Genomic DNA, 25,302 nt, shown 5'->3' with positions numbered 1-25,302 from the left:
GGCCCGGGGCGGTGTCGCCCCGGGCCCAAGCCGCACGCCTCGGGTCACGCGGCATAGCGGCGCTCCCCCTGCAGCCAGGTCTCCATCACCTTCAGGTCGATGACCCTTGCCGGATCGATCATGAGCGGATCGCGGTCGAGGATGACCATGTCCGCATACTTGCCATGCTCCAGGCTGCCGACGATGTCGTCCACCCGGCATTGCCATGCCGCATCGATGGTCACCGCGCGCAGCGCCTGTTCGACACTGATGCACTCTTCCGGGTTCAACACTTCGCCGCCATCACGCATGCGGCGGTTCACCGCGTTGTCGATGTAGCGCAGCGGTTCGATGGTAGTGACGTTGAAATCGGAGTGCAGCGAAATGCGCAGCCCGCCCGCCAGCGCCGACCGGCAGGGATCGTAGAGATCGGCGCGCTGCGGGCCGAGGATGTTGTCGCGGAAGGCTTTCCCCCAGTAGTACACGTGTCCGATCAGGAACGAAGGCGAAACCTGGAGATCGCCCAGGCGCACGATCTGCTCAGGATGCAGCACGCTGCAGTGCTCGATGCGATGGCGATGATCGGCGCGCGGGGTCTTTGCCAGCACCGCCTGATAGACGTTCAGCGTGGTATCGATGGCCGCATCACCATTCGCATGGATTCCCACCTGCCAACCGAGGTCGTGGGCGCGCTGCACCCCGGCTATCAACTCGGCTTCGGTGTAGTTCAATGCCCCTCGCTTGTCCGAACCCAGATAGTTCTCGCGCTGATAGCCTGTCTGCGCCTGGTTGGAGCCATCGGACCAGAATTTGATACCGGTCAGGCGGAACCGATCATTGCCATCGCCCGGCCTGAGGCCGCGCTTGATCCAATCGTCCATCAGATCGGAGGTGAGGAATCCCGAGTAGCGGATGGGTGGATTCTTCGCCATCACTCCGTTGAGCACGTCCAGGTCCGTCGTGCCGCCGGTGCCAATGCCTGCGTCATGCAGGCTGGTGCAGCCGGCCTTGGTCGCGTCCGCGAACAACTGCTGGATCAGCTCGGTATAGCGTTCCGGGCTGGGCATCGGCATTACCGCCATGAACGGTTTCATCGCAGGAGATTCCTGCATGCGCCCCGTGAGCTTCCCGTGCGCTCGATCGTAGCGCCCCTGGTCGGGATCGGGCGTTGCATCGGTGACACCGGCTGCAGCGAATCCTTTCGTGTTGCTGTAGGCGATATGCCCATTGGACTCCAGCACGAATACCGGATTATGGGCCGCCACATCGTCCAGCGCCTGCATCGTGATGGCCTTGCCGGGCATCAGCGAGGGGTCGATGCCCTGCGCAACCACCCATTCGCCGGGCTTGCTCGCACTCGCGGCGGCACCGATCTTCGACAGCGCCTCGGCCAGCGTGCCGGTACTGAACGGCGTCACGTCCACCCAGTCGGACAGCATCGCCATCGCCGAGTGCATATGCGGATCAATGAAGCCTGGCAGCAGCGCCCTGCCGCGCAGGTCGATCACCTCGGTCTGGCGCCCCCGATGCAGCATGACCTCCTCGTGGCTGCCGGTGGCCAGGATCCGCCCCTGGCGAACCGCGACAGCCTGCACCTTGCCCTTGGGCCCGAGCGTATGGATCGGACCGCCATGGAAAATCCGATCCGCCGGCCCTGCCAGGTTCGGCGCAGGCGTAGCGGAGAACGCCGCCAGCGGTACGGCCGCCCCGGCCAGCACCGCCGCCCCCAACCCGACCATCCCGCCGAGAAACTCGCGACGTGCCTGCAGGAATGCTGCGGCCCCTGGATTGCACACAATGCACATGCGCCTGCTCCTTCCTTGTGGTCGCTGCAGGCTACCCCGTGCGATGCGAACACGTTGCGAACTGCATCGCCCTTTCACGGCAGTCTTTGCGCCAATATTCCGGCACCCGCAACCCCGGCTCATGGCAGGCATGAGGAATGATCGAAACGGCATCGGAAAGCACCGTGCTAGCCTCGATCCACCTTCCCGATATGCCTTTCACATGCGCCAGCACATGCTCGCCCTCACGCTTTCCGCAGTCCTCCCGATCGCCTACGCAACGGCTGCCGAAGCGCCACTGCCGCAGCTGCGGGCCTACACCGTGGACGCCTCGTGGCTGCAGCCGATGGCACCGCTGCAGATTGCCGACCACACCTGGCAGATCGGCACGCAGGACCTGACCGCCCTGCTGGTGCAGACCGCTGACGGCGCGGTACTGCTCGACGGCGGCATGCCACAGATGGCCGGCCACCTCATCAGCAACATGAAGGTGCGCGGCGTGGCGCCGCAGGACCTGCGGCTGATCCTGCTCAGCCACGCGCATGCCGACCATGCCGGGCCGGTGGCGGAGCTGAAGCGCCGTACCGGTGCCAAAGTAGCGGCCAACGCCGAATCGGCGGTGCTGCTGGCGCGCGGTGGCAGCGACGATCTGCACTTCGGCGATGGCATCACCTACCCGCCTGCCAGTGCAGACCGCATCGTCATGGATGGCGAAGTGATCACGGTGGGCGGCATCGCGTTCACTGCGCACTTCATGCCGGGGCACACCCCGGGCAGCACCGCGTGGACCTGGACCGATACCCGCGAGGGCAAGCCGGTGCGCATCGCCTACGCCGACAGCCTGAGTGCGCCGGGCTACCAACTGCAGGGCAACCCCCGTTATCCGCACCTGATCGAGGATTACAGGCGCAGCTTCGCGACGGTGCGGGCGCTGCCTTGCGATGTGTTGCTGACACCGCATCCGGGTGCCAGCAACTGGGACTACGCCGCCGGCAGCAAGGCCAGCGCCAAGGCACTGACCTGCAAGGCCTACGCGGATGCGGCCGAACAGAAGTTCGACGCACAGCTGGCCAAGGAAGCAGCCGGGGCCCGCTGATTCTGTAGAGTCGAGCTTGCTCGACTCTACCAAGAGCAAGCCGAGCGTGGGCTCGGCTCTACACGGGACGCGGCGCAGGGTGCCGGTCAGGACGACCGGCACCCGCGACCATCAGCCGCCCTGGCCGTGCTGCGCGAACGGCTCGGTGGTGCCATCGGTGCGTACCAGCTCGACGGTATACGGCTGCACGTAGCCGTCCGGCATTTCCATGCCCGGCGAACCGGCCGGCATGCCGGGCAGCACCAGCCCACGCGCCGCCGGACGTTCGGCCAGCAGTCGCTTGATGTCTTCGGCCGGGATATGGCCTTCAACCACGTAACCACCGATCTCGGCGGTGTGGCAGGAAGCCTTGCCAACCGGCACACCCAGCCGGACCTTGATCGGGTTCATGTCATCGGTATCGCGCACATCCACCTGGAAGCCTTCGGCCTTCAGGTGGTCGACCCAGATGCCGCAGCAGCCACAGCTGGCGGTCTTGTGCACGATGGCAATGGGCAGTGCCGGGTCCACCTGCGACGGGCTGGACTTGATCGGTGCGGCAGGGGCTTCGCTGGCAACCGGCGCGGCAGGCGATTCTTCGGCAGCGCGCGCGCAGGCGGTCGTGGCCAGTACGGTGCCCAGCAGCAGGCCGAGGGAGAGAGAACGGTTCATGGTGTTGATTCCTTTGCAGATGCGGGCAATGTGGCCCGCCGCCCACGCATCGAAGGCACAGGCAGGGTCGTAAGTAGGACGAGCAACTACGGCAGGCGCTTGAGGCCTGCAGGGAATCAACCGATGGGCGGCCGCAACGGATCCGGCAACGGCGGCGGTGCGCGTTGCTGGGCGCTGGCTGGTAAAGGTGCCTCACGCCAGGGTGACGCCGGCGTTCCGCTCAGGGTGGCCAGCATGCCGACGCTGGCCGGCGGGCATTCGCACTCATTGCCCTGGCAGACCGTAGATGCTGCCTCGTCACAGCACCCGGCCATGGCAGCGGAGTGCGGCGCGGCGCAGTGATCCGCATCGGCCGCCATGGCGTTCGACGATGAGGCAAGTGCCAGCGCCGGTGCATTCAGCACCAGGGCAACAAGCAACATCCATCGCAGCAGCAGGCCAGGCAGGTTCACCCGTTGATGATAGCCGATGCGCGCGTCACGCAATCACCGCCACCATTGCGCTCATCCGCACCGGGATCGACTTGGCCGCTGGGGTACCGCTGACCCGATCGTAATAGTCCAGCGGCAGCAGCGGGTTCAGTTCCGGGTAGTACCCGGCCAGGGCGCCGCGCGGCATCGGGTAGTCCAGTACGGTCAGGCCCTCGATGCGCCGCTGCACGCCATCACCGCAGATGGTCTCCAGGTAGACCAGCGCCTCCTTCTCCAGCCCGCGCGCCAGCCGATCCTCGATGTTCATGAACAGCACCATGCGATCGTTGTACACGCCGCGATAGCGGTCGTTGTAGCTGTAGATGGTGGTGTTGTACTGGTCGTGCGAGCGCACCGTGGCCAACCGCAGCATCTCGGGGTCGTCCACCGGCGCGTCCACGTCCAGGCCCGGCATCACCAGGATGTTGGCCTTGCCATTCGGCGTGGGCCACACGCGGCGGCGCGGTGGAATGTCCAGATGGAAGCCGTGCGGCTGCTGGATGCGCTCGTTGAAGCCGGTGTAGATCTCCGGGTACACCGCCGCGATCAGCTCGCGGATGGGGGTGTAGTCATGCATGCAGCCAGCCCAGTCGACCCTGCTGTGCGGCAGCGTGGCCATCGCCATGCGGCAGACGATTTCGACCTCGGGCAATACCTCTGCACTGACCGGTTCCAGCACACCGCGCGAGGCCGTAACGTTCGACATCGCGTCTTCGATGGTGACGAACTGCTCGCCGGCCGGCGTGACGATGCGCTCCGAGCGCGCCACCACCGGCAGGATCAGCGCATCGCGGCCATGTACCAGATGGCCGCGGTTGAGCTTGGTGGCGATGCCGACCGTCAGCTCCAGGCCGCGCATCGCCTCGTACGCACGCGGCGTGTCGGGCACCGCATGGATGAAATTGCCGCCCAGGCCGATGAACACCTTGGCGCTGCCATCCAGCATTGCCTCGATCGACTCGACCACGTGGTGACCATGCTCACGCGGCGGCTCGAAGCCGAACACCTGCTGCACGCGGTCCAGATAGGCCGGCTTGGGTTTCTCGTCAATGCCGACGGTGCGGTCGCCCTGCACGTTGGAGTGGCCACGGATCGGCCCGATGCCGGCACCGGGCTTGCCGAAGTTGCCACGCAGCATCAGCAGATTGGCCACCTGCTGCAGCAGGGTCGATCCATACTGATGCTGGGTCAGGCCCATGCCGTAGCAGATCACGGTGGCCTTGGAGCGGATGTAGATCTCGGCGCAGCGGCGGATCTGCGCCTGGGAGATGCCGGAGACCTGCACGATCTCCTCCCAGTGCTGCGCCAGCACATCCTCGCGCAATGCCTCCAGGCCTACGGTGTGTTCGGCCAGGAACTCATGGTCGAGCACACGCTCGCCCTGCGCCTCGCGTTCGAACATCACCTTCATCATGCCCTTGATCAGGGCCAGGTCGCCGCCGATGCGGATGTGCACGAACTCGCTGGTGATCTCGGTCGAACCGAACGTGGCCATCTGCACCACATCCTGCGGCTCGGCGAAACGGATCAGCGCGCGCTCGGGCATCGGGTTGACCGCCACGATCGGGATGCCGCGTTTGCGCGCCTCGACCAGGTTGCTCATCATCCGCGGCGAATTGGTGCCGGTGTTCTGGCCGATCACGAAGATCGCCTCGGCGTGCTCGAAATCCTGCAGCACGATGGTGCCCTTGCCCACCCCGATGGCCGGCGGCAGGCCGCGGCTGGTCGGCTCGTGGCACATGTTCGAGCAGTCCGGGAAATTGTTGGTGCCGAACTCGCGCACGAAGATCGAATACAGGAATGCAGCTTCGTTGGGCGTGCGGCCGGAGGTGTAGAACTCGGCCTGGTGCGGGCTGTCCAGCGCCTGCAGGTGGCGGCCGATCAGCGCGAAGGCGTCGTCCCAGCTGCACGGCACGTAATGGTCGGTCGCCGCGTCGTAGCGCATCGGCTCGGTCAGCCGGCCCTGCATTTCCAGCCAGTAGTCGGTCTGCGCCATCAGCTCGGTGACCGTGTGCTGGGCGAACAGCTCGCGGCCAGCACGGAACTGGGTGGCTTCCCAGGCCAACGCCTTGGCACCGTTCTCGCAGAATTCCAGTTTCTTGCGTTCGTCGGCATCGGGGAACGCACAGCTGGGGCACTTGAAGCCACCAGGCTGGTTCATCGCCAGCAGCGCCTTCGACCCCTTGCCGATCACGCTCTGCTGCAGCAGCACCTTGGCGGTAGCGCCGGCGGCACCCCAGCCACCGGCCGGCTGGTTGTAGGGCTTGTAGCGCGGCGGCTTCTGCTCGGACATGTTCGGGAACCTGGCGGGAGGAACACAACAACACACGTTTACTGCGGGCCAGCAGCCCTTTCGGCAGCCCGGCAAGCCCCACAGTCAAGCACGGCGCACGGCCCTGCGCCAGAGGCTGGCGCTGATTTCAGCACAGCGTGTCATGACAACGGTTACACCCGCGTCAGCGCCCGGCCACTGCGCTATTCTCGAAGCCGTGGGTGGTTCACCACCTGCGTATTTCCCTTGCCCGGACGCGCTGCATGCCTGACTCGACCCCGCCGCACACCCCGCCTGCCGGCACGGCGCAACGCCCGTTGCAGCGCTGGCGCAGCGAGGGGCACCAGCAGCAGGTCGACGTGGTGGCCGAGGAAGTACCGGTTGCACTGCGCTACAACGGCGCCGCCTTCGCGGTGATGATGGCCACCCCCTGCGATCTGGAAGACTTCGCGCTGGGTTTCTCGCTCAGCGAGGGGCTGATCACTTCGCCCTCGCAACTGCTGTTGATCGAGGTGCGTCCGCAGCTGGAGGGCATCGAGCTGCAGATGACCGTGACCGAGGATGCCCCCGGTGCCGATCTGGATCCGGCCAATGGCCGCCTGCTGCCCGGTCGCGGTGGCTGTGGCCTGTGCGGCACGCGCCAGCTGGAGGATGTGCTGCGGCCGCTGCCGCAGATCCGCGAGCGCCGCACCTATCCGCATGCCGCATTGCAGCGGGCACTGGCCACGCTGGCACAACATCAACCGATGAATGCGGTAAGCGGCTCCACCCACGCCGCCGCCTGGGCCGATGCCAGTGGGCGCATCGGCTGGGTGCGCGAGGACGTGGGCCGCCACAACGCGCTGGACAAACTGATCGGCGCCCTGCATCACAACGAGCACGCCATCGACGGTGGGTTGCTGGTGATTTCCAGCCGCGCCAGCTACGAAATGGTCAGCAAGGCGGTGCGCGCTGGTGCCAGCGTGCTGGCAGCGGTGTCGGCACCGACCGCGCTGGCGATCGACCTGGCCCGCAGCGCCGGCCTGTGCCTGGTCGGGTTCGCGCGGGAGAGCGGGTTCAATGTGTATACCCATCCCGAACGGCTGCAGGCGGACGACAGGTAGAACCGCCCCCCCCCGTCTGCTCCATTTCGACCGGCCCGGGCGGCCCACTGCCACCCGGGCCGAACCGCATCTCAGCGCAGCGCCACCTTCGGGAAGTCCACCGGCACGTCGAACGCGACGTTGACGTAGTTGGTGAACAGGTTGAGTGCCACATGGGCGAGGATCTCGACGATCTGCTCGTCATCGAAGCCAGCCGCGCGCAGCGCCTGCACGTCGCCGTCGGTGATCTGCGCACGTTGCTCGACCACCTTCAGCGCGAAGTCGAGCGCCGCCGAAGTGGCCGGATCGCTGGACTGGCCGATCTGCGCGGCGGCCATCTGCTCGCTGCTGGCGCCGGCCTTGCGGCCCAATGCCGTGTGCGCGGCGAGGCAGTACTCACAGGCATTGCGGTTGGCGATGGCCACGGCGATCTGCTCGCCCAGCAGCGGCGACAGGCGACCGCCGCCCAGTACGCCGAACGAACCCCACATGCTCTGCAGGGCGGCCGGCGAATTGGCCACGGCGCGGAACATGGCCGGGGTGGCGCCGAACGCGGCGTGGACCTGGCCCAGCAGGGCCTGGCGGTCGGCGGTGGTGTTGGCGGCATCGATCAGGGGGACACGGGACATGGTGGATCTCCTTGGGAAAGCGCCCGGGATTGGACGACCCGCTCATCCTAGGTAGACTCACTGGACGAATCAGGCCAAATCAGCCATACATTTTGTCCATACGTCCATGAGCATTCCCCTCGACGCCTCCGCGCCCGACCGCCTCTCCTCCCTGCTGGAACGCTTCCGGGTGCAGGCCGCGCTGTTCCACAGCGGCCCGCTGTGTGGACGGCAGGTGTTCGAGCCGCAACCCGGTCGTGCGTTCCTGCACATCCTGCGCCGGGGTGAAATGGAGGTGCGCCATCCCGATGGCGATACCGCGCTGCCGCGGTTGAAGATCGACACCCCCAGCCTGCTGCTGTACCCACAGCCGCTGCACCACGTGTTCTTCAATGCCCCACTGGATGGCCCGGACTTCACCTGCGCGACGCTCGATTTCGATGGCGGAGCGCGCAATCCCATCGTGCAGTCGCTGCCGCCGGTGATGGTGGTGCCGCTGGCCGCGATCACCGAACTGGACGACACCCTGCACCTGCTGTTCACCGAGGCCGACCGCCAGCGCTGCGGGTCGCGGCTGCTGACCAATCGCCTGTTCGAGGTGGCGCTGATCCAGGTCCTGCGCTGGGTGGTGGACCATCCTGATGCGGCGAATGTCAGCCATGGGCTGATGCGCGGGCTGTCCGACGCGCGGCTGGCACGCACGCTGGTGGCGATGCACCAGGCGCCGCAGGACGAATGGACACTGCCACGCATGGCGTCGACCGCCGGCATGTCGCGCAGTGCCTTCGCCGCGGTGTTCAAGGAGGTGATGCAGGCGACGCCGGCAAGCTATCTGCTCGACTGGCGGCTGAGCCTGGCCTGCGCACAGCTTCGGGCAGGCATGGCGGTCAAGCAGGTGGCGATCGAGGTCGGGTTTGCCGATACCGCATCGTTGTCGAAGGCGTTCCGCAAGCGGTTGGGGGCGTCGCCCAGGGCGTGGTTGGCGGCGACCGCAGCACAGGTCGGGTAAATGGGTGAGGGGTAGCGTCGACCGCGGGTCGACTATCGCGCGAAGCGCGGGATTTCGTTGTCTGACCGACGAGCAGTCGAGCATGGCTCGACTCTACAAGGGCGGTGACCCGTCGGGCTTCGCCAGCAGCCCCGCGATGCGTTCGGCCACCTGGGCGCGCACGCTTTCATCCAGCTGCCCTTCGTACATCGCTTCGTAGATCCACAGGCCATCGGCGGCCAGCCGCGCTACGAAATTGTCTAGCGCGGCCGGATCCTGTTCTCCGGCCGACGGCGGCAACGGCGCCCAGCGCCGCACTGCCGGTCCCCACGGGCGCTCGTCGGCGTCCGGGTCGGCGGATTCGAGCATGAACATCAGTTCGGCACGGGTGGCGCTCTGCGCCGAGACGCGCACGAAGGTCTGGTAGCGCTCCAGCGCCGATGCTTCCTCCGCACGCTTGCCCAGCAGCGTTTCCATCGACGTCTCCCAGGCCTGCACCAGATGCTCGTCGATGCCGCGCAGCAGCGCCTCGCGCGACGGGAAGTGATACAGCAGGCCGCCGCGGGTCAGCTTGGCCTCGGCCGCCACCGACTCGAAGGTCACCGCGCGCACGCCATCACGATTGATCACGTTGACGGCGGCGTCGAGGATGCGGTCGCGCTTGCTGGTTCTCATCGCGTCATTTTACGCGATCGGCCGCGCCCTCGCGGCTGCCGACGCGGCCGCGCAGCAGGCGCGCGATGATCGTCGCACCGAGCGCCAGCATCACCGTGATCACCAGCAGCACGATCTGGTAGCCGCGGTCATACGCGGCCGTGGCCAGCGCGAACCACTCGCCCTGCCCGCTTTCGCGTGCCACGTGCAGCGCCTGGGTGAAGCCTTCGCGGGCAAGCTCGGGCATATCGGCCGAGACCGGCAGGAAGGCGCCGTACATCGCCGCGCTCAAGCTGCCCAGAATCGCCACCGCCAGCAGGCCACCGAATTCGTAGGACACCTCTTCGACCGACGAGGCCATGCCTGCGCGGTGTGCCGGCACATTGTTGAGGATGGCGGTGGACGCCACCGAGATGGCCGAGCCCATGCCAAAGCCGGTAATGGCCATGCCAGCCACCACCCAGCCAAGGCCGTGCGGGAAACCGAACGCCACTACACCGACACCCACGGCGCCAGCCGCCAGACCACCACAGATCAGCGGACGCAGGCCGACACGGTGCAGGATGCTGCCGCCCAGCAGTGCACTCGGCAGGCTGCCCAGCGCCGCCACCGACACCAGCAGGCCCGCCTGCAGCGGAGTGAAGCCCGCCACCAGCTGGAAGCGCTGGGTGGTGACCAGCTGCAGGCCGGCCATCGCGAACAGGGTGAACACCGCCGACAGCGTGCCGGCCAGGAAAGCCGGATTGCGGAAGATCGCGAAGTCCAGCAGCGGGTACGGCAGCTGCTGCTGGCGGCGTGCGAACGCCGCGCCAGTGACGACGGCCAGCAGCAGCGCGCCTGCGCCCAGCGCATACGACGGCGGCGTAGCGATCAACGACTTGATTGCCAACACCAGGCCAGACAGTGCGGCCAGTGCCAGCAGCGAGGACACCATGTCCCAGGGGCGCGACGTGTCGCGCTGGCCCTCCGGCGCCAGCAGCAGCGTAGCGACGAAGGCCACCACCACCACCGGCACGTTGATCAGGAACACCGAGCCCCACCAGAAGTGCTGCAGCAGCCAGCCGCCGATGATCGGACCGAGCCCCGCACCGACGATCGCCACCGAACCCCAGATCGCGATGGCGATGTTGCGCTCACGCTCTTCGTGGAAGCTCAGGCCGATCAGGGCCAGCGTGGCCGGCATCATCGCCGCCGCGCCGACCGCCAGGAACGCGCGGGCAGCGATCAGCTGTGCGGCGCTATCGGCGAATGCCGCTGCCAGCGATGCAAGGCCGAACACGACCAGTCCGATCAGGAACATGCGGCGGTGGCCGATGCGGTCGCCGAGCGTACCCGCGCCCAGCAGCAGGCCAGCCATCACCAGCGGATAGGCGTTGATGATCCACAGCGCCTGGCCGGCACTGGCCGAGAGTTCCTCGGTCAGGGTGGGCAGTGCGGTGTAGAGCACGGAGTTGTCGAGCGTAACCAGCAGCAGGCCGGCGGCGACGGTGAACAACAGCGCCCAGCGACGGGCACGCGACAGGGCCGGAGCACCGGCCAGGGGCTGGGACAAAGCCATGGGAGAACCTGGTGGGGTGGAGTACAGCCATAACTATACAGGATGTCCTGTATAGTTATGATCCGAGAAATCAGTCGGTTCAGCTTTTGTAGAGGCGCGCTTGCTCGACTGAACCGCCAGCCAGGCATGGCCTGGCTCTACTGCGTCGGGCGACGCATGGCCCGGCCCCAGCGGGACGCGGCTAGCGGCAGTCTTCCGGCAACGCGGCAATCGCGGACACCACGGCTGCCTGCATGCCCTGCCCCACCGCCATGTCCAGTTCCCCGCCCGTTGCCCCATGCTGGCGCTGCAGTTCGTCCTCGCACAGCCCGCGCACCCGCGCACGGGCATTGGCGCGCAGGCTGCTGCACCGCCAATCGGTGCCGCCCAGCGGCAGTACCGAATACACCACGCTGTTGCAGGCATTCCCTGCGCGTTGCTGCAACGACAGGCCGCCGAAATCCCGCGGCTCAGTGCTGCGCTGCGGGTCGAAGTAGCTGTCCGGGAAGGTGCGCGCGTACTGCTCGATGTCCACCTCCATGCTGCGCCCACCGGCCAACGGCATCTGCAGCGGCTGGCCGCAGCGCGTGGCATCGGCGCGATGCTGGATGTACTGGTAGATCGGCCGGTCCAGCATTGGATCCTGCTGGGTCACCGCACTGACAGCGGCCAGCACCGGCAGCGATGCACGATTGGCCATGCGCGCCAGCAGCCCCGCCTGTGCCGGCACGCAGCGGTCGCGCAACGTGGCCGCCAGCAGGAACAGCACATCGTTGCGAAAAGCGTGGTCTTCGCCGAGACGTTGTTCGATGCGCTGGCTGGCATCGGCCGCGGGTGCCGGGAAGGCGATCGCCGGTGGCTCGGTGACGTCGGCGCGCAGGTGCCACCACACCAGCAACACCACGCTGGTGACCAACACCCCGGCAACCATGATCCAACGCGTGCGCATCAGTAGTGGATCGCCGTCAGTGTCGCCGCTGCGGCGTCGTAGGAAGCGCTGGCAATGTCCGCATCGAAGCGCTTCACCTGCAGGCGGCCGGCCAACCGGTACGGATCCCACAGGTCGCCCAGTGCGATCGGCGTGGCCAGGGTCACGTGGATGATCTGGTTCGGTGGCGGCGGCGGCACATGGATGCACGCACCGTAGAACGGCACGAACAGCAGTTCATCGACCAGGCCGGCATCGTTGGTACCCAGCGGCACCACGTAGCCATCCAGGTCCACGGCGCGGCCATCGGCAGCATCGACCACCTGCGAGGAGCCGAACTGTTTGGCGCGGTCCGGGCTGGAGTGGTCGATCTCCTGCCCCGGTGGCGTGCCCGAGCCGGTGTCGTCGATCAGCCCGCCCACCCCGTCCATGCCATTGCGTGACAGGCCGATCTGCGGCGGTGGGCGCTGGTAGGTCACTTCATCGGGCCGCAGCGCGTCCCAGCGATCGATGGGAGCCTCGGTCGTGGCCGGCCGCGCAGCGTCTGGTGCTGCGCTGGGGGCCATGGCGTCCCCACCCGCCTGCGCGCACCCCAACAGGCCCAGGCAGCAGGTCAGTCCGATCATGACACTACGGTTCATACGGCCTCAGCTGAGCGTCACGCATGGTGTAGGCCGAACCGGCCAGATCGTCATCCAGCCGTTCGGCACGCAGGGTGCCGGCCAGGAAGAACGGCGAGTACATGTCCGGCATCTCGATCGGGCGTGGCAGCACCACGTGCACGATCTGGTTCGGTGGCGGCGGCGGCACATGGATGCAGGCGCCGTAGTACGGCACGAACAGGAATTCGGTCAGGCGCCCGTCCTGTGCGTTGGCCAGCGGCACCACGTAGCCGGGCAGGCGCACCGGCCGCTGCAGTACGGTGTCCACGGTACGGAACGTACCGAACTGCGGCATGCGCCGGTTGCCGTTGTGCTCGACTTCCGGGCCCTCGCCGCGTTCCAGCGCGGCCAGCTCGTCCCTGGGCATCATCTGCAGCCAGTCCAGCTCCTGTTCTTCGGCGGCTGCCGAGGCATCGTGATCGACCACCGGTGACGGCGGCAGCGCCTGCACGCCGGTATCCACCGGGCGTTCGCAGGCGGTCAGCACCAGCAAGACTGGCAACAGCGGCAACCAGCGCATGCTCAGCCTCCCGGCGACAGGCCATCGGCCAGCGTGCGCCGATAGGCCAGCAGCGCCGGTACCAGCCCGGCCACCGCGCTGATTGCCAGCACGCCCGCGGCCCACGCCAGTTCGCGGCCATCCGGCCAGATGTGGGTGATCGACAGGCCGAAGTTGGCCAGCACATACGCGCGCCCGGCCAGGCTCGCCAGCACCAGCACCACGAGTGCCAGCACGCAGGCCACCGCACTGGTCGCCACCGCCTCCACAACCAGCAGGCAGGCGATGTAGCCCGGGCGTGCGCCGATGGCACGCAGCACCGCCATCTCGCGCCGGCGCTCCTGCAGCGTAGAGACCAGCAGCGCCACCAGCGAGACCATGCCCAGCAGCACCACCATCGCACTGATCAGTTGCAGTGCCCGCTCGGCGGTGCCCAGGGATTGCCACAGCTGCTGCAGGGTTACGCCGGGCAGGATCGCCAGCATCGCCTCGTCCGGGTACTCGTTGATCCTGCGCTGTACCGAGAACGTCGCGATGCGCGAATTCAGGCCGAGCATGAAGGCGGTGATGCTGGTCGGGGTCAGGTCGAGGTGGCGCGCCTGCTCGGCGCTGACGCTCTGGCTGCGCAGCTGCACACCAGAACGCCAGTCGACATGGATCGCCTCGATGGCCGGCAGCGAGACCAGCAGCGACGAATCCACTGGTGTGCCGGTGCGCTGCAGGATGCCGGCCACGCGGAACGGTTTGTCGGCGTGCGTGGCCAGGGTGACTGCGCCGGTGCCGTGCGCCAGCACGATCTCGTCGCCAACACCGACCTTCTGCGCGCGCGCCACCTCGGCACCGATCACTGCATCGTACAGATCATCGAATGGCCGCCCCTGCGCGAACGCAAGCGCATGGCCTGCGCCGTAGCGGTAGTGCTCGAAATAGCCACCACTGGTGCCGACCACCCGGTAGCCGCGCCAGGAATCGCCCAGCGACAGTGGCACCGTCCACTTCACCTGCGGCAGAGAGGACAGCTCCTGGTAGGACTGCCAGGACACGTTGTTGGTCGGGTCGCCGATATGGAACACCGAATACAGCAGCAGGTTCACCGGCCCTGATCGCGCGCCAACGATCAGGTCGGTGCCCGACACCGTACTGGCGAAGCCTTCATGCGCCTGCGTGCGTACACGCTCGACACCGAGCAGCAGCACGACGCTGAGGGCGATCACCAGCACGGTCAGGCTGACGCTCAACGCGCGGCTGCGCAGGCTCGCCCAGGCAAGTTCAAGCATGGGCGGCACCTGCGTGGTTGATTTCCGCCAGGGCGATGGTGCGGTCGAACAAGGGCTGCAGGCTGTCGTCATGGCTGACCACCAGCACCGTGGTGCCGGCGGCCTGGCATTGCACGGACATCAACTGCAGGAACGCGGTCGCGGCCTCGCGATCCAGTGCCGAGGTCGGCTCGTCGGCCAACAGCACCGCCGGCCGGCCGATCAGCGCACGTGCGGCCGCCACGCGCTGCTGCTGGCCGACACTCAGCGTACCGGCACGTCGCGGCATCAGCGCCGGGTCCAGCTGCAGCGCGCGCAGCAGGCGCTCGATCTCGGCATCCAGCGGACCGCTGATGCGTCCACTGCGCAGGCGCGAGAAGCGCAGGCCCATCGCGATGTTGTCGCGCACGCTGAGGAAGGGCAGCAGGTTGAACTGCTGGAAGATCACGCCCAGATGATCGGCACGGAAGCGATCCCGCGCCGCACCTCCCATGCCCTGCAATGCCTGGCCGGCCACCTCGACGCGGCCCTGGCTGGGCAGCAGCACGCCGGCCAGCAGGCCCAGCAGGGTGCTCTTGCCGCCACCACTGGCGCCGCGCAGCAGCACGCTGCTGCCCTGCGCGATGAGCAACCGGGGAATGTCCAGCACGGGCCGCGTTCCATAGCCGAACTGCACCTCGTCCAGCCTGATCACCGCCGCGCTGCTCACGGTGACAGCACCACGCGCAGGTTGTCCGTGGTCAGCACGGTGCGCCCCTGGCCACCGTCCGTCGCGGTGTTGACGATGACCTCGTGCAGGCCCGGGAACAGCTTGGGAAGACGCATCACCAGGGCACGAAGCGCTGCCGGATTCGCACAGTGGTACTGCAGGTTGGCACTGAAGCCGGCATGACGATGCTGCCCGGCCGTGGGCACGGCAACGGTCGCATCGAAGCCTTCGGCCCTGGCATCACCGCTGACCAGACGACAATGGGCCGCCGTGGGCAGGGTGACCCAGCTGCCGCTCTTCAGCACGGCGGTGGCACCTGCCAGCGATGCCTGCTCGGTTGCATTGGCCGGTGGGCGCTCGAAATCCACGATGCCGATGCCGGGCGCCTGCAGGGCGAATTCCAGCGTCTGCTGGTCAAGCGCGAGATCGACAGTGGCCTGGCCGTGCACATGTGCGCCCAGTTGGCGCACGTCATGGGCCTGCGCGGCGCTGGCGCCCAGCAGCAGGAAAAGAGCAGCAGGAAGCTTCATGGGGGAGACTCCAATTGTTACTATGTAACATAATGGACCACATCCCCCCGACCCCCGCAAGGGCTCTGGCCCAGCCGCCAACTTCGGCACGCTGGCATCCCCGTTTCGATCTGGCCGGTGCCTGGCTGTCACTGGCCTGCGCCGCCCATTGCATCGCCCTGCCCCTGCTGCTGGCCTTCGTGCCGGCCGCAATGATGGCGCTGCGCTCGTTCCAGCACCCCGGCCACGGCGTGATGACGCTGCTGTTGATGATGTCGCGCTGGGAATGGTTGTTCGCCTTGATGGCCTCGACGCTGGCGCTGGCCAGTACCACGGCCGGGCTGTACCGGCATGGGCGCGGGCTGCCGGTGCGACTGGCCGCAACGGGCGCCATCCTGCTGTTGTCGGCTTCGCTCTACCTGCCGCTGAAGGAATCGCTGCTCTGGCACGGCGTCGCCACGGCCTGTGGTGGCGTGCTGCTGGCATGCGCGCACATCGGCAACCGGCGGGCATTGCACGGCCACAGGTAGCGTTCCGAAGATGCCGGCCAGCGGCCGGCACTACCGTTCGTTGGAAGCGCAGGCCGTCTGCGCCGCACCACCACCGGTAGCGCCGGCCGCTGGCCGGCGCGCACCCCGCCTCCTCAGAAGCGGTACCCCACTTCCGCGCCGAAGATGCGTGGGCTGTCCACCGGGCCGTAGTAGTTGCCGTCGCGGCCGAAGGCCAGGTTGTCGAAGATCAGGCCGTTGATGCGGCGCTTGTTGGTCAGGTTCTGCACGAACACCCGCGCGCTCCACGGCCCGGTCTCATAACCCAGCTGTGCCCCCAGCACGACCACGGCCGGCTGGAACGCACGGTTGCGTTCATCCAGCGCGCTGGAGCCGGTGAACTGCGATTCCAGTCGCGCATAGACGCCCGAGTCGAACTGATAGCGCGCGGCCAGATAGCCAGTGTAGTGCGGCGTCAGCTTGACCCGCTTGCCATCCAGGTTCTGGTCCACGCTGACCCACAACCTGGTGTACTTCGCATCGACGTAGCCCACATTCGCCATCAGGGTGAAACCGGGCAGCACTTCGAACACGCCCTCCAGCTCGGCACCGCGCGAACGGATCGAGGCATCCGAACCCACGTAGTCCGACGAGATCGGGCGGCCGTTGGCATCGGTGGCCACCTGGATTTCCTGCCAGTTGTCCGAGGTGATGTGGAACAGCGCGCCGCCGATGTGGCCACGGCCGCCGGCCAGGTTCATCTTGAAGCCCAGCTCATGGCTCCACATGCGCTCGGATTCGTAGCGCAGTACCTTGTCGTTGACCACATCGCTCTGCGCCGCGGCCAGATTGAAGCCACCCGGAATATAGCCCTTCGCCGATGCCGCATAGAACGACAGATCGTCAGTGGCGTCGTAGCGCAGCGACACCCGCGGCAACGTGGCCGAGAAGGTGTGCGCCAGTGCGGCATCGCGATACAGCACGCGGCCACCGGCGCCCAGGTCCAGCGCACCGGCGCGCTGTTCGGTGGAACGCCGCGCCTGCTCATGGCGCAGGCCGGCGCTGGCGGTCAGCTTGGGCAGCCCCGGGAAGGTGTAGCTGGCGGTGGCGAACACGCTGTAGTCCACGCCCTTGGAGGTCTGCCGTGGCGCCAGGTTGTAGCTGTCCAGCCCATGCAGCGCCGGGCCGACGAAGGTGCCGAGGATCGAATCCTTGCTGTTGCGGTAGGTCGACACACCGGCCATCCAGGTCAGCGCCTGGTCGCTGGGCGAGCTGAAGCGCGCCTCGGCCGTCCATTCCTTCTTCCTGTCGTAGATGTGGCCGGCCAATGCCGGGCTGTTGGTCATGTCGAAGTCGTAGCCGGCCGAGGTCACCTCCTCGTCCCGCCAGGAAGCGGCCACGTCCAGCGTGCCGGCCTGCAGCTGCCACTGCGCACTGAGGCCGGCCGCCGTTTCATCCTTTTCGGTGCGTTTGGGCGCGTCGTTGATGTAGGTGAAATCGCCTGCACGCCGGCCACCATTGAGCGAGGCGCCGTAGGTACGGTTGTAGAGGCCGGTATCCAGCGGCAGGTACTCGTACTCGAACATGCCCGGTGCACGGGTGCGCAGATGGTAGGCCAGCGCATTCACCGAAACGTAGTCGCTGGGCCGCCAGCGCAGCTTGCCCTGCAGGTAGCCTTCACCCACCCTGCCGCGCGCACCGGAGGGCGTGAGGTTCTTCAGGTAGGCATCTTCGTCCGAGCCCATGAACGCCACCGAGCCGGACAGGCTGCCCGTCTTGCTCAGCGGCCCTGCCAGGAAGCCATCGAGAGCGGTGCCATTGCCGTTGCCGAACCAGGTGCTGCGCACGTTGATCTCGCCCTCGCGTGCATCAGCCGGGCCGCGTGTGCGCACCAGTACCAGGCCGGATTCGCTGTTGGCGCCGTACAGCGTGCCCTGCGGGCCGCGCAGCACCTCCACCGACTCCACCTGGTTGAGCACGGCATTGCTCAGTTCGCGGAACGGGATGCCGTCGATGTAGACCGAGGCGCGGTTGACCAGGAACGGATTGGACTCGATGCCGCGGATCGAGATGAACATGTTGCTGAGCTGGCCCATCGCATTGAACTTCACGTTCGGCGCGAGCTTGTCGAGATCACGGAATTCGGTGACACCTGCCTCCTTCAAGGCTTGCCGATCAAGCACCGTCACCGACAGATCGCTCTTCAGGTACGGGGTATCGCGCTTGGAACCGGTGACCCGGACACCATCAAGCGTGGCAGGGTCGGCCTGCTGGGCGAGCACGGGCATTGCAGGAATGAGCAGCGATGCCGCGACGAGCGCGGCGGCGGGCGTGGACGACTTCAACGGGGAACCTCGGCGAATGGAGTGGCGGACGCGCGAGCGGCGGCAGCGCGGGCAAGAGTGTTATCCTGTAACACTCACGCGGCGCCGCCACTCCATTTCCGGCAGTGCCGCTCCATTCCCGGATCCGTGATGCCCGCCCTCGCCGACCAGCTGCTGCAGGAAACCGGCCCGCAGGCCCCTGCGGCCTACGCCAGCGATGACGGTGCGGTGGTGCTGCTGCGCCATCGCTTCGATGCCAGCGAAGGTGAGATGGGACATCCGCAGCAACTGCGCCTGGGCATGGCCGTGGGCGGCGGCGGTCGGCTGCAGCAGCGCACCCTCAGCGGTCTTCTGCAGGCGCCGTGGCGGCCCGGCCAGTTCAACCTGGTATTGCCGGGAGAGTCTGGCACCTATGCCAGCCCTGCAGTCGATCTGCTCGGCATCGCCATCGATACCCGCATGTTGCCCCACGACGCGCCGACGCTGCAGCACCTGCAACCCCTGGCGGCGCGGCTGCACCGCGATCCGGTGGTGACTTCGGTGCTGCAGGCGCTGTGGTCCAGCGCACAGGCCGACGCCTGCCTGCCCGGCTTCCTCAAACATGGCGCGCAGGTGCTGCTGCACCGCCTGGGTCAGCTTGCCGGTCAGCCGTGCCAGGCGCGTGGCACGGTGTCCCCACTGTCGGCACGACGGTTGCGGCAACTGGAGGCCTACATCGACGCGCAACACGGCCAGGCGCTGACCGTTCCACAGCTGGCCGCTGCAGTGCAGATGGAGGCCGCGACGTTCAGCCGCGCGCTGCGTGCGGCCACTGGCCTGCCGCCCTATGCGTTCCTGACCCAGCACCGCATGCAGCGGGCGCGCGCCGAGCTTGCGCAGGGCCGGCGTGTCACCGACGTTGCGCTGGCCAGCGGGTATGCCAATCCCAGCAAGTTCAGCGCGGCGTTCCGGCGTGTGGTCGGTTGTTCGCCGTCGGCATGGATCGCGCAGTCACGGGCGCGGTAGTGCCGCCCGCAGGCCGGCTGCCAACATTACAAACCGGTAATGTCTAGGTCAGGGCCTCGAAAGGCGGTGGACGCCACCCTGCAGGCCACTTCCTCATCGGTGATCCGCATATGACCCGCTCCCTGTTCCGCGTCGCCCCGCTCGCCCTGCTGCTGTCCGGCCTTTCGGCCGCACCGCTGGCGCTGGCCCATCCCAGCCTGGTGCGTTCGACGCCAGCGGCCGATGCCACCGTGGCCCCGGCCAGCCAGATCGAGCTGCAGTTCAGTGAGAAGGTGATGCCGCGTGCCACCCGCATCGAACTGAGCATGGACCACGGCCGCATGAAGATGGCGATGCCGACCGCCGCGCAGGAGATCTCCGAGGACGGCCACACCCTGCGCGCGCGCTTTGCCAAGCCGCTGCCCGCCGGCAGTTACGCGCTGCAGTGGCGCGCGGTCGGCCAGGACAGCCATCCGATCACCGGCACCTACCGCTTCACCGTGAAGTAAGGCCATCGCTGTGGCCGAGCTTTCGCCATACGCGCTGCGGCTGGCGCTGTATCTGGCCCTGATGCTGCTGTTCGGGCGGATGCTGTTCATCCGCCCCGGACTGCCGCGCAGCGTCTCGCTGGCCCTCACTGTGGTGGCACTGGTGCTGGTCGGCATCGATGCGGTCACCCGATTGTCCGGCGTGCTTGGCATATCACCGGTCGACATCGATGGCGAGACAGCGCGCTGGTTTCTTACCGGTACGCCGGTGGGCAAGGCGGGACTGCTGCGCATCCTGGCCCTGCTGGCAATGCTGCCGCTGCTGGCAGTCAATCGCCCGGTGCAGGGCCTGCGCCGTCCTGCACTGCTGGCACTCTCGGCGGTGACCCTGGCCAGCCTCGCCTGGAACGGCCACGCCGCTGCTGGCGATGGGGTCGCTGGCAGGCTGCGTCTTGCTGCCGGCATCGTGCACCTGCTGGCGGCCGGCGCCTGGATCGGTGCGATCGCCGCCATCGTGCAGCTGGCACTGCGCCGCCAGGGCCTGCGCCTGCGCGAACGCACCCACGAGCTTTGGAAGGCCGCGCACGGCTTCGCCGTGCCCGGCACGATCATCGTCGCCCTGCTGGCGATGACCGGCACCTATACCTATGTCGATCTCGGCGGTTCCATACAGACCCTGACCGGCGCCGCGCATGGACGCTGGCTGCTGCTCAAGCTGGCGCTGGTGGGTGGCATGCTGGGCCTGGCCGCGCTGCATCGCTGGCGGCTGGTGCCGGCGCTGGCAGTCTCCATCCGTGGCGGCTGGCAGCCCAGGCCGCTGCGCTCACTCCGCCACAGCCTGGCCTGCGAATCGGTGCTGGCGCTGCTGGTGCTGGCCTGCGTCGCGGTGCTTGGCACGCTGGACCCGCTGGCATGACCGATCCGTTCCGGTGCGGGCCCAAGCTGCGATGATGGGCACACCATGAAACTGCTGATCGTCGAAGACGAACCCAAGACCGGCAACTACCTGCGCCAGGGCCTGATCGAGGCCGGCTACGTGGTCGACCTCGCCTGCAACGGTGTCGACGGGCTGCATCTGGCCGGTAGTGGCGAGTACCAGCTGGTCATCCTCGATGTGATGCTGCCTGGCCTGGATGGCTGGAACGTGCTGTCACGACTGCGCGCCGGAGGGTGGCAGACACCGGTGCTGTTCCTGACCGCTCGCAGCAGCATCGCCGACCGCGTGCAGGGCCTGGAACTGGGCGCCGACGACTACCTGGCCAAGCCGTTCGCCTTTGCCGAACTGCTGGCGCGCGTGCGCACCCTGCTGCGTCGCGGCCAGGCCGTGCCGCAGGCCGAACGCATCGTCATTGCCGACCTGGTGGTGGATACCCTGCGCCGCCGGGTGGAACGCGGCGGCCAGCGCATCTCCCTCAGCCAGAAGGAGTACACCCTGCTGGAGCTGCTGGCGCGCCGCCGTGGCGAAGTGTTGCCGCGGTCGCTGATCGCCTCGCAGGTATGGGACATGAACTTCGACAGCGACACCAACGTGATCGACGTGGCGATCCGCCGCCTGCGCGCGAAGATCGACGACGACTTCGATGCCAAGCTGATCGTCACGGTACGCGGCATGGGCTATGTGATGGAGGCGCCGGACGGCGGCGCCACGCCCGGCGGATGAGCCTGCGCTGTTCCATCGCGGTGCGGCTGACGCTGCTGTTCGCCACCGTGGCCACGCTGGTGCTGGCGGCACTGGGCGTGGCGATCTATGTCAGTGCCCGCCACGACCTGGTCGCCCAGGATTTCACCGAACTGGAAAACAAGGTTGCGCTGATCCGTGACCTGGCCGGCAATGGGCCCGCGCCGGCTCGCGGGCGGCGCCTGGCAGAGGCGCTGGGCCACCATCCGGACATCGCCTTCCATATTGTCGACGGGCGCGGCACCGTGCTGTTTTCCACCGCACCGGCACTGCTGCGCGAACACGCTCGCAGCCAGCCCATCGACACCACCCCGCGTCGGCACGACTGGATCCTTGCCGATGGCCGCTGCATGCATGCCCTGCACCTGCGCCAGACCCTTGCCGACGGCAGCCAGCTGGTCATCCTGCTGGCCATCGACGATGCCCGCCACGCCGACTTCCTGCAGCGCTTCCGCCACCTGCTGGCGATCGCGATCATCGGTGCCGCCGTGGCCAGCAGCCTGCTGGGGGGCTACGTCGTGCGACGCACGCTGCGACCGCTGCGCACGTTGGCCGATGAAGCCCGGCAGATCACCGCCGGCCGACTGCAGCGGCGCCTGAGCGCACGCAGCGCCCCGGCCGAGCTGGAACAGCTGGCGCAAACCCTGAACGGCATGCTGGCACGGCTTCAGCAGGATTTCGCGCGGTTGACCGAGTTCTCTGGTGATCTGGCCCATGAGCTGCGCACGCCGATCACCAACATGCTGACCCAGGTGCAGGTGGTGCTGGCCCACCCGCGCAGCAACGAGGCCTATCGCGAGACGCTGGCGTCCTGTGCCGAGGAGCTGCAGCAGCTGGCGCAGACCGTGGGCGACCTGCTGTATCTGGCGCAGGCCGAAGCGCCGGGGGCACTGCCTTCGCGCGAGCCGGTGGCACTGGATGCGGTGGTGGATTCGCTGCTGGAGTTCTACGAACTGCTGGCCGAGGACCGCCAGCTGAGCCTGCGCCGCGACGGCGTGGCGAGCGTGGAAGGCAACCGCTTGATGCTGCACCGTGCGATCGCCAATCTGCTGTCGAATGCGTTGAAGCATGCGGCGGCAGGCAGCGAAGTGCAGGTACGGCTGCACGAGGACGGCGGCCGCTGCCGGGTAAGCGTGCACAACGCGGGGGCACCGATTGCCAACGAAGCGCTGCCGCGCCTGTTCGACCGCTTCTATCGCGGCGAGCGTGGCCGCCACGAGGGCGCCGGCCTGGGCCTGGCGATCACCCGTGCGATTGCACAGGCACATGGCGGAACGGTGAGCGTGGCCTCCGACGACACCGGCACCGTGTTCGAGCTGGTGCTGCCCAGCGCAGCGGCCCGGTAGTGCCGGCCGCTGGCCGGCAACCTTGGCACATCAAGCGTGTTGCAGTTGCCGGCCAGCGGCCGGCACTACCTCATCTGGTCGAACACCCCGGCTACCCAGTCGATGAACACCCGCAGCCGCGGCGATGGCGTGCGGTTGCGCGGGTAGACCAGGCTCAACGGGCTCGGTGTCGGCGGTGTGTCCGGCAGCAGCTCGACCAGTTGCCCGCGCGCAATGTACGGATCCATCCGGTAGCGCGGCGCCTGGATGATGCCCAGCCCTGCCAGCGCGGCACCGAGGAAGGCATCCGCACCGGAAACACGCACCCGGGCCGGCAGTGGAACGTAACGCACCTGCGCGCCCTGCTGGAATTCCAGTGGAATCAGCTGGCCGGTGGCACTGGAGCGGTAGCCGACCATCTGGTGGCCTTGCTCCAGCGATTCGATGGTCTCGGGCACGCCGTGCACCTGCGCGTAGCCTGGCGAAGCCACGGTGACCTCGCGCAGCAGCGTCAACCGCCGCGCCGCCAGATCGCTGTCGGCCAGGGTACCGACACGCAGCGCCGCATCCACGCCCTCGCGCAACAGATCGACGTAGCGGTCCCCTTCGCTGACCTCCAGTTCGATCTCCGGGTAGCGCTGCAGGAACTCCGGCAGGCGCGGAAACAGCAGGTGCCGGCCCAGCGTGCCGTGCACTTCAATGCGCAGCGGGCCGCGCGGCGGCACGTCACGGAACGCGGCTTCGGCATCGTCCATGTCGGCGATCAGGCGCAGGCAACGGCCATAGAAGGCCTCGCCCTCCAGGGTGGGCACCACCAGCCGCGTGGTCCGGTGCAGCAGGCGCACGCCCAGCCGATTCTCCAGCGCCTTGATCGCGTCGGTCACTGTGGCCCGCGGCAGGCCGAGGTCCTCGGAGGCCCGGGTGAAGCTGCGGCGCTCGACGATACGGACGAAAGCGCGCATGGCCGTGAAGCGATCCATTATTCGGCTATCCGGATGATGTTGGCGGATTATGCATGATTATCCGGAACATGGATGTGGCGAAGATGGCCCTGCGCCACTCCGGCGTGCCTGCTGGACCGGATCATGCCCACCTCCCCCAATCGCATCGCCCTGGTCACCGGTGGTTCCCGCGGCATCGGTGCCGCCATTTCCCGGCGGCTCGCCGCCGATGGCCATGACGTGGTGATCAACTATGCCGGCCGCCGCGATGATGCCGAGGCACTGGCCGCCGAACTCAACGCCACCGGCGCACAGGCCATCGCGCTGCAGGCCGATGTGGCCGACCCGCAGGCGGTGCGCCAGCTGTTCGACGCCATCGAGGCGCGCTTCGGCGGTATCGACGTAGTGGTGAACAGTGCCGGCGTGCTGCAGTTGGCGCCGCTGGCCGACAGCGACGATGCCCTGTTCGAGCGGGTGATCGGGATCAATCTGAAAGGCGCCTTCAACGTGCTGCGCGAGAGCGCGCGACGGGTGCGCGACGGTGGCCGCCTGATCAGCCTGTCCACCAGCGTGGTCGGCATCAGACTGGAGCACTACAGCGTGTATGCCGCCAGCAAGGCGGCGGTGGAGACGATGGGCGCGATCCTCAGCAAGGAGCTGCGCGGGCGCAACATCACCGTGAATGCAGTGGCGCCCGGCCCGACCGCCACCGACCTGTTCCTGGAGGGCAAGTCACCGGAGCTGATCGAGCGGTTGGCGAAGATGAATCCCCTGGAGCGGCTGGGTACGCCGGAGGACATCGCCGGTGCGGTGGCCTTCCTGGCCGGTGCTGATGGCGGGTGGATCAACGGCCAGGTGCTGCGCGCCAATGGCGGGATGGTGTAAGGACCACCGGACTGGCTATGCTCGGCCAAACGGAGGGGGCACGCGCATGGAAAGGCCGGGCATCTGGTATCGACTCTGGATGATCACGTTTCTGCTGGGAGGCTTGTTGGCGCTGGCGACGCTGGTGCTGTGGTCCTCGCTGCGTGGCGACGTACGCAATCTGGCGATGGCGCTGATCTGGGTGCTGTGGGCACTGGCCACCCTTTGCTTCTTCCTGGGTGGCATCGCCGATGGCTTTACGATCTGGGGCGTCAACATCGCCAAGAAGGTATGGCGTGCTGAAACGCCAGGCCGTTTCTGGCTCTTCCACATCACCACGACGGTGCTGTGCGTCAGTTGCCTGGGCCTGTTGATCGTACCGATGATGATCGCCTGGCAGGGCGTGGCGCAGTAAGGCTGGCGGATCCGCTCGAGTCGTGGCGCTACTGTAGCCGAGCCCATGCTCGGCTGCGCTTCGCGCAGAAGCCAGAAGCCAGAAGCCAGAAGCAGCCGAGCATGGGCTCGG

26 protein-coding genes are annotated in these 25,302 nt (G+C 67.5%); 11 read left to right on the top strand and 15 right to left on the bottom strand.

The window, feature by feature from the left end; genetic code table 11:
* Positions 1–44: 44 nt before the first annotated feature.
* The gene (locus tag VPH47_RS09505; protein ID WP_368850618.1) at positions 45–1,709 is read right to left on the bottom strand and encodes an amidohydrolase; all 1,665 of its coding nucleotides are present in this window, start codon (positions 1,707–1,709) and stop codon (positions 45–47) included.
* 277 nt (positions 1,710–1,986) lie between these two features.
* Here VPH47_RS09505 and blaL1 point away from each other — a divergent pair, with 277 nt between their 5' ends.
* Positions 1,987–2,859 carry a L1 family subclass B3 metallo-beta-lactamase gene (blaL1, locus tag VPH47_RS09500; protein WP_368850617.1) on the top strand — a complete coding sequence of 291 codons (873 nt, stop codon included), beginning with the start codon at positions 1,987–1,989 and terminating at the stop codon, positions 2,857–2,859.
* A 111-nt stretch (positions 2,860–2,970) separates the two neighbouring features.
* Here blaL1 and VPH47_RS09495 read toward each other — a convergent pair whose 3' ends face one another.
* The 3 genes from VPH47_RS09495 to VPH47_RS09485 all read right to left on the bottom strand — a co-directional run bounded on the left by VPH47_RS09495 (position 2,971) and on the right by VPH47_RS09485 (position 6,273).
* Positions 2,971–3,510 (bottom strand): DUF411 domain-containing protein, encoded by a 540-nt coding sequence (locus tag VPH47_RS09495; RefSeq protein ID WP_106468162.1) that lies wholly within the window; start codon positions 3,508–3,510, stop codon positions 2,971–2,973.
* 116 nt (positions 3,511–3,626) lie between these two features.
* Positions 3,627–3,962 carry a hypothetical protein gene (locus VPH47_RS09490; protein ID WP_368851577.1) on the bottom strand — a complete coding sequence of 112 codons (336 nt, stop codon included), beginning with the start codon at positions 3,960–3,962 and terminating at the stop codon, positions 3,627–3,629.
* Between the two features lie 25 nt (positions 3,963–3,987).
* Positions 3,988–6,273 carry an FdhF/YdeP family oxidoreductase gene (locus VPH47_RS09485; protein WP_368850616.1) on the bottom strand — a complete coding sequence of 762 codons (2,286 nt, stop codon included), beginning with the start codon at positions 6,271–6,273 and terminating at the stop codon, positions 3,988–3,990.
* A 242-nt stretch (positions 6,274–6,515) separates the two neighbouring features.
* Between VPH47_RS09485 and fdhD the strand changes: the two genes are divergently transcribed.
* Positions 6,516–7,355 (top strand): formate dehydrogenase accessory sulfurtransferase FdhD, encoded by an 840-nt coding sequence (fdhD, locus tag VPH47_RS09480; RefSeq protein WP_368850615.1) that lies wholly within the window; start codon positions 6,516–6,518, stop codon positions 7,353–7,355.
* Positions 7,356–7,426: 71 nt separating this feature from the next.
* On the opposite strand, the gene VPH47_RS09475 is transcribed toward fdhD, so the two are convergent.
* Positions 7,427–7,963: a carboxymuconolactone decarboxylase family protein gene (locus VPH47_RS09475; protein ID WP_368850614.1), complete on the bottom strand. Its 537-nt coding sequence runs from the start codon at positions 7,961–7,963 to the stop codon at positions 7,427–7,429.
* Positions 7,964–8,069: 106 nt separating this feature from the next.
* Between VPH47_RS09475 and VPH47_RS09470 the strand changes: the two genes are divergently transcribed.
* Positions 8,070–8,951 (top strand): AraC family transcriptional regulator, encoded by an 882-nt coding sequence (locus tag VPH47_RS09470; protein WP_368850613.1) that lies wholly within the window; start codon positions 8,070–8,072, stop codon positions 8,949–8,951.
* Between the two features lie 93 nt (positions 8,952–9,044).
* Here the strand turns inward: VPH47_RS09470 and VPH47_RS09465 are convergent, their stop codons facing one another.
* From VPH47_RS09465 to VPH47_RS09430, 8 genes are all read right to left on the bottom strand, one after another.
* Positions 9,045–9,605: a TetR/AcrR family transcriptional regulator gene (locus VPH47_RS09465; protein WP_153855452.1), complete on the bottom strand. Its 561-nt coding sequence runs from the start codon at positions 9,603–9,605 to the stop codon at positions 9,045–9,047.
* A gap of 4 nt (positions 9,606–9,609) precedes the next feature.
* Positions 9,610–11,142: an MFS transporter gene (locus tag VPH47_RS09460; RefSeq protein WP_110712474.1), complete on the bottom strand. Its 1,533-nt coding sequence runs from the start codon at positions 11,140–11,142 to the stop codon at positions 9,610–9,612.
* 181 nt (positions 11,143–11,323) lie between these two features.
* A complete protein-coding gene (locus VPH47_RS09455) occupies positions 11,324–12,070 on the bottom strand; it encodes a hypothetical protein (RefSeq protein ID WP_368850612.1) in 747 nt (248 codons plus the stop codon).
* Positions 12,070–12,690: a DUF3299 domain-containing protein gene (locus VPH47_RS09450; protein ID WP_368850611.1), complete on the bottom strand. Its 621-nt coding sequence runs from the start codon at positions 12,688–12,690 to the stop codon at positions 12,070–12,072. The genes VPH47_RS09455 and VPH47_RS09450 overlap by 1 nt, the downstream gene beginning before the upstream one ends.
* Positions 12,680–13,231 (bottom strand): DUF3299 domain-containing protein, encoded by a 552-nt coding sequence (locus VPH47_RS09445; RefSeq protein ID WP_368850610.1) that lies wholly within the window; start codon positions 13,229–13,231, stop codon positions 12,680–12,682. Before VPH47_RS09445 ends, VPH47_RS09450 begins: the two co-directional genes overlap by 11 nt.
* A 2-nt stretch (positions 13,232–13,233) precedes the next feature.
* Positions 13,234–14,487: an ABC transporter permease gene (locus tag VPH47_RS09440; RefSeq protein WP_368850609.1), complete on the bottom strand. Its 1,254-nt coding sequence runs from the start codon at positions 14,485–14,487 to the stop codon at positions 13,234–13,236.
* A complete protein-coding gene (locus VPH47_RS09435; RefSeq protein ID WP_368850608.1) occupies positions 14,480–15,175 on the bottom strand; it encodes an ATP-binding cassette domain-containing protein in 696 nt (231 codons plus the stop codon). Before VPH47_RS09435 ends, VPH47_RS09440 begins: the two co-directional genes overlap by 8 nt.
* Positions 15,172–15,705, bottom strand: coding sequence for a DUF2796 domain-containing protein (locus VPH47_RS09430; RefSeq protein ID WP_368850607.1), 534 nt, complete (start codon positions 15,703–15,705; stop codon positions 15,172–15,174). Before VPH47_RS09430 ends, VPH47_RS09435 begins: the two co-directional genes overlap by 4 nt.
* A 32-nt stretch (positions 15,706–15,737) precedes the next feature.
* Here VPH47_RS09430 and VPH47_RS09425 point away from each other — a divergent pair, with 32 nt between their 5' ends.
* Complete coding sequence (locus tag VPH47_RS09425) at positions 15,738–16,214, top strand: MerC domain-containing protein (protein WP_368850606.1); 477 nt, start codon at positions 15,738–15,740, stop codon at positions 16,212–16,214.
* Between the two features lie 113 nt (positions 16,215–16,327).
* Here VPH47_RS09425 and VPH47_RS09420 read toward each other — a convergent pair whose 3' ends face one another.
* Entirely contained in the window at positions 16,328–18,460 is a 2,133-nt protein-coding gene (locus VPH47_RS09420) for a TonB-dependent receptor (RefSeq protein WP_368850605.1), read from the bottom strand.
* A 186-nt stretch (positions 18,461–18,646) separates the two neighbouring features.
* On the opposite strand from VPH47_RS09420, the gene VPH47_RS09415 reads away from it, so the two are divergent.
* The 5 genes from VPH47_RS09415 to VPH47_RS09395 all read left to right on the top strand — a co-directional run bounded on the left by VPH47_RS09415 (position 18,647) and on the right by VPH47_RS09395 (position 22,992).
* Positions 18,647–19,501 carry a helix-turn-helix domain-containing protein gene (locus VPH47_RS09415; RefSeq protein ID WP_368850604.1) on the top strand — a complete coding sequence of 285 codons (855 nt, stop codon included), beginning with the start codon at positions 18,647–18,649 and terminating at the stop codon, positions 19,499–19,501.
* A 110-nt stretch (positions 19,502–19,611) separates the two neighbouring features.
* The gene (gene copC, locus VPH47_RS09410) at positions 19,612–19,989 is read left to right on the top strand and encodes a copper homeostasis periplasmic binding protein CopC (protein ID WP_153855462.1); all 378 of its coding nucleotides are present in this window, start codon (positions 19,612–19,614) and stop codon (positions 19,987–19,989) included.
* Between the two features lie 10 nt (positions 19,990–19,999).
* The gene (copD, locus tag VPH47_RS09405; RefSeq protein WP_368850603.1) at positions 20,000–20,884 is read left to right on the top strand and encodes a copper homeostasis membrane protein CopD; all 885 of its coding nucleotides are present in this window, start codon (positions 20,000–20,002) and stop codon (positions 20,882–20,884) included.
* Positions 20,885–20,929: 45 nt separating this feature from the next.
* Positions 20,930–21,628 (top strand): heavy metal response regulator transcription factor, encoded by a 699-nt coding sequence (locus VPH47_RS09400; RefSeq protein WP_110712486.1) that lies wholly within the window; start codon positions 20,930–20,932, stop codon positions 21,626–21,628.
* Positions 21,625–22,992, top strand: coding sequence for a heavy metal sensor histidine kinase (locus VPH47_RS09395; RefSeq protein WP_368850602.1), 1,368 nt, complete (start codon positions 21,625–21,627; stop codon positions 22,990–22,992). Before VPH47_RS09400 ends, VPH47_RS09395 begins: the two co-directional genes overlap by 4 nt.
* 65 nt (positions 22,993–23,057) lie before the next feature.
* Here the strand turns inward: VPH47_RS09395 and VPH47_RS09390 are convergent, their stop codons facing one another.
* On the bottom strand, positions 23,058–23,951 hold the full coding sequence (locus tag VPH47_RS09390; protein WP_368850601.1) for a LysR family transcriptional regulator: 894 nt from the start codon (positions 23,949–23,951) through the stop codon (positions 23,058–23,060).
* A 105-nt stretch (positions 23,952–24,056) separates the two neighbouring features.
* Between VPH47_RS09390 and VPH47_RS09385 the strand changes: the two genes are divergently transcribed.
* Together VPH47_RS09385 and VPH47_RS09380 are read left to right on the top strand one after the other, a co-directional pair.
* The gene (locus VPH47_RS09385; protein ID WP_164161888.1) at positions 24,057–24,797 is read left to right on the top strand and encodes an SDR family oxidoreductase; all 741 of its coding nucleotides are present in this window, start codon (positions 24,057–24,059) and stop codon (positions 24,795–24,797) included.
* 79 nt (positions 24,798–24,876) lie between these two features.
* Entirely contained in the window at positions 24,877–25,191 is a 315-nt protein-coding gene (locus tag VPH47_RS09380) for a hypothetical protein (RefSeq protein WP_032129447.1), read from the top strand.
* The last annotated feature ends 111 nt before the right edge of the window (positions 25,192–25,302 follow it).

The sequence above is a fragment of the Stenotrophomonas sp. WED208 genome (genome assembly GCF_040984485.1).
GTDB classification, from domain to species: Bacteria; Pseudomonadota; Gammaproteobacteria; order Xanthomonadales; family Xanthomonadaceae; genus Stenotrophomonas; species Stenotrophomonas riyadhensis.
This window is presented reverse-complemented; position numbering and strand designations above follow the sequence as displayed.

What these genes read in the sequence shown, in the direction of transcription:
- VPH47_RS09450 (WP_368850611.1), bottom strand. Translation starts at nt 12,690, where the DNA reads ATGAACCGTAGTGTCATGATCGGACTGACCTGCTGCCTGGGCCTGTTG.
- VPH47_RS09485 (WP_368850616.1), bottom strand. Translation starts at nt 6,273, where the DNA reads ATGTCCGAGCAGAAGCCGCCGCGCTACAAGCCCTACAACCAGCCGGCC.
- VPH47_RS09470 (WP_368850613.1), top strand. Translation starts at nt 8,070, where the DNA reads ATGAGCATTCCCCTCGACGCCTCCGCGCCCGACCGCCTCTCCTCCCTG.
- VPH47_RS09395 (WP_368850602.1), top strand. Translation starts at nt 21,625, where the DNA reads ATGAGCCTGCGCTGTTCCATCGCGGTGCGGCTGACGCTGCTGTTCGCC.
- VPH47_RS09475 (WP_368850614.1), bottom strand. Translation starts at nt 7,963, where the DNA reads ATGTCCCGTGTCCCCCTGATCGATGCCGCCAACACCACCGCCGACCGC.
- VPH47_RS09460 (WP_110712474.1), bottom strand. Translation starts at nt 11,142, where the DNA reads ATGGCTTTGTCCCAGCCCCTGGCCGGTGCTCCGGCCCTGTCGCGTGCC.
- VPH47_RS09385 (WP_164161888.1), top strand. Translation starts at nt 24,057, where the DNA reads ATGCCCACCTCCCCCAATCGCATCGCCCTGGTCACCGGTGGTTCCCGC.
- VPH47_RS09440 (WP_368850609.1), bottom strand. Translation starts at nt 14,487, where the DNA reads ATGCTTGAACTTGCCTGGGCGAGCCTGCGCAGCCGCGCGTTGAGCGTC.
- VPH47_RS09415 (WP_368850604.1), top strand. Translation starts at nt 18,647, where the DNA reads ATGCCCGCCCTCGCCGACCAGCTGCTGCAGGAAACCGGCCCGCAGGCC.
- fdhD (WP_368850615.1), top strand. Translation starts at nt 6,516, where the DNA reads ATGCCTGACTCGACCCCGCCGCACACCCCGCCTGCCGGCACGGCGCAA.
- VPH47_RS09495 (WP_106468162.1), bottom strand. Translation starts at nt 3,510, where the DNA reads ATGAACCGTTCTCTCTCCCTCGGCCTGCTGCTGGGCACCGTACTGGCC.
- copC (WP_153855462.1), top strand. Translation starts at nt 19,612, where the DNA reads ATGACCCGCTCCCTGTTCCGCGTCGCCCCGCTCGCCCTGCTGCTGTCC.
- VPH47_RS09430 (WP_368850607.1), bottom strand. Translation starts at nt 15,705, where the DNA reads ATGAAGCTTCCTGCTGCTCTTTTCCTGCTGCTGGGCGCCAGCGCCGCG.
- VPH47_RS09420 (WP_368850605.1), bottom strand. Translation starts at nt 18,460, where the DNA reads ATGCCCGTGCTCGCCCAGCAGGCCGACCCTGCCACGCTTGATGGTGTC.
- VPH47_RS09465 (WP_153855452.1), bottom strand. Translation starts at nt 9,605, where the DNA reads ATGAGAACCAGCAAGCGCGACCGCATCCTCGACGCCGCCGTCAACGTG.
- VPH47_RS09425 (WP_368850606.1), top strand. Translation starts at nt 15,738, where the DNA reads ATGGACCACATCCCCCCGACCCCCGCAAGGGCTCTGGCCCAGCCGCCA.
- VPH47_RS09455 (WP_368850612.1), bottom strand. Translation starts at nt 12,070, where the DNA reads ATGCGCACGCGTTGGATCATGGTTGCCGGGGTGTTGGTCACCAGCGTG.
- blaL1 (WP_368850617.1), top strand. Translation starts at nt 1,987, where the DNA reads ATGCGCCAGCACATGCTCGCCCTCACGCTTTCCGCAGTCCTCCCGATC.
- VPH47_RS09380 (WP_032129447.1), top strand. Translation starts at nt 24,877, where the DNA reads ATGATCACGTTTCTGCTGGGAGGCTTGTTGGCGCTGGCGACGCTGGTG.
- VPH47_RS09390 (WP_368850601.1), bottom strand. Translation starts at nt 23,951, where the DNA reads ATGGATCGCTTCACGGCCATGCGCGCTTTCGTCCGTATCGTCGAGCGC.
- VPH47_RS09400 (WP_110712486.1), top strand. Translation starts at nt 20,930, where the DNA reads ATGAAACTGCTGATCGTCGAAGACGAACCCAAGACCGGCAACTACCTG.
- VPH47_RS09445 (WP_368850610.1), bottom strand. Translation starts at nt 13,231, where the DNA reads ATGCGCTGGTTGCCGCTGTTGCCAGTCTTGCTGGTGCTGACCGCCTGC.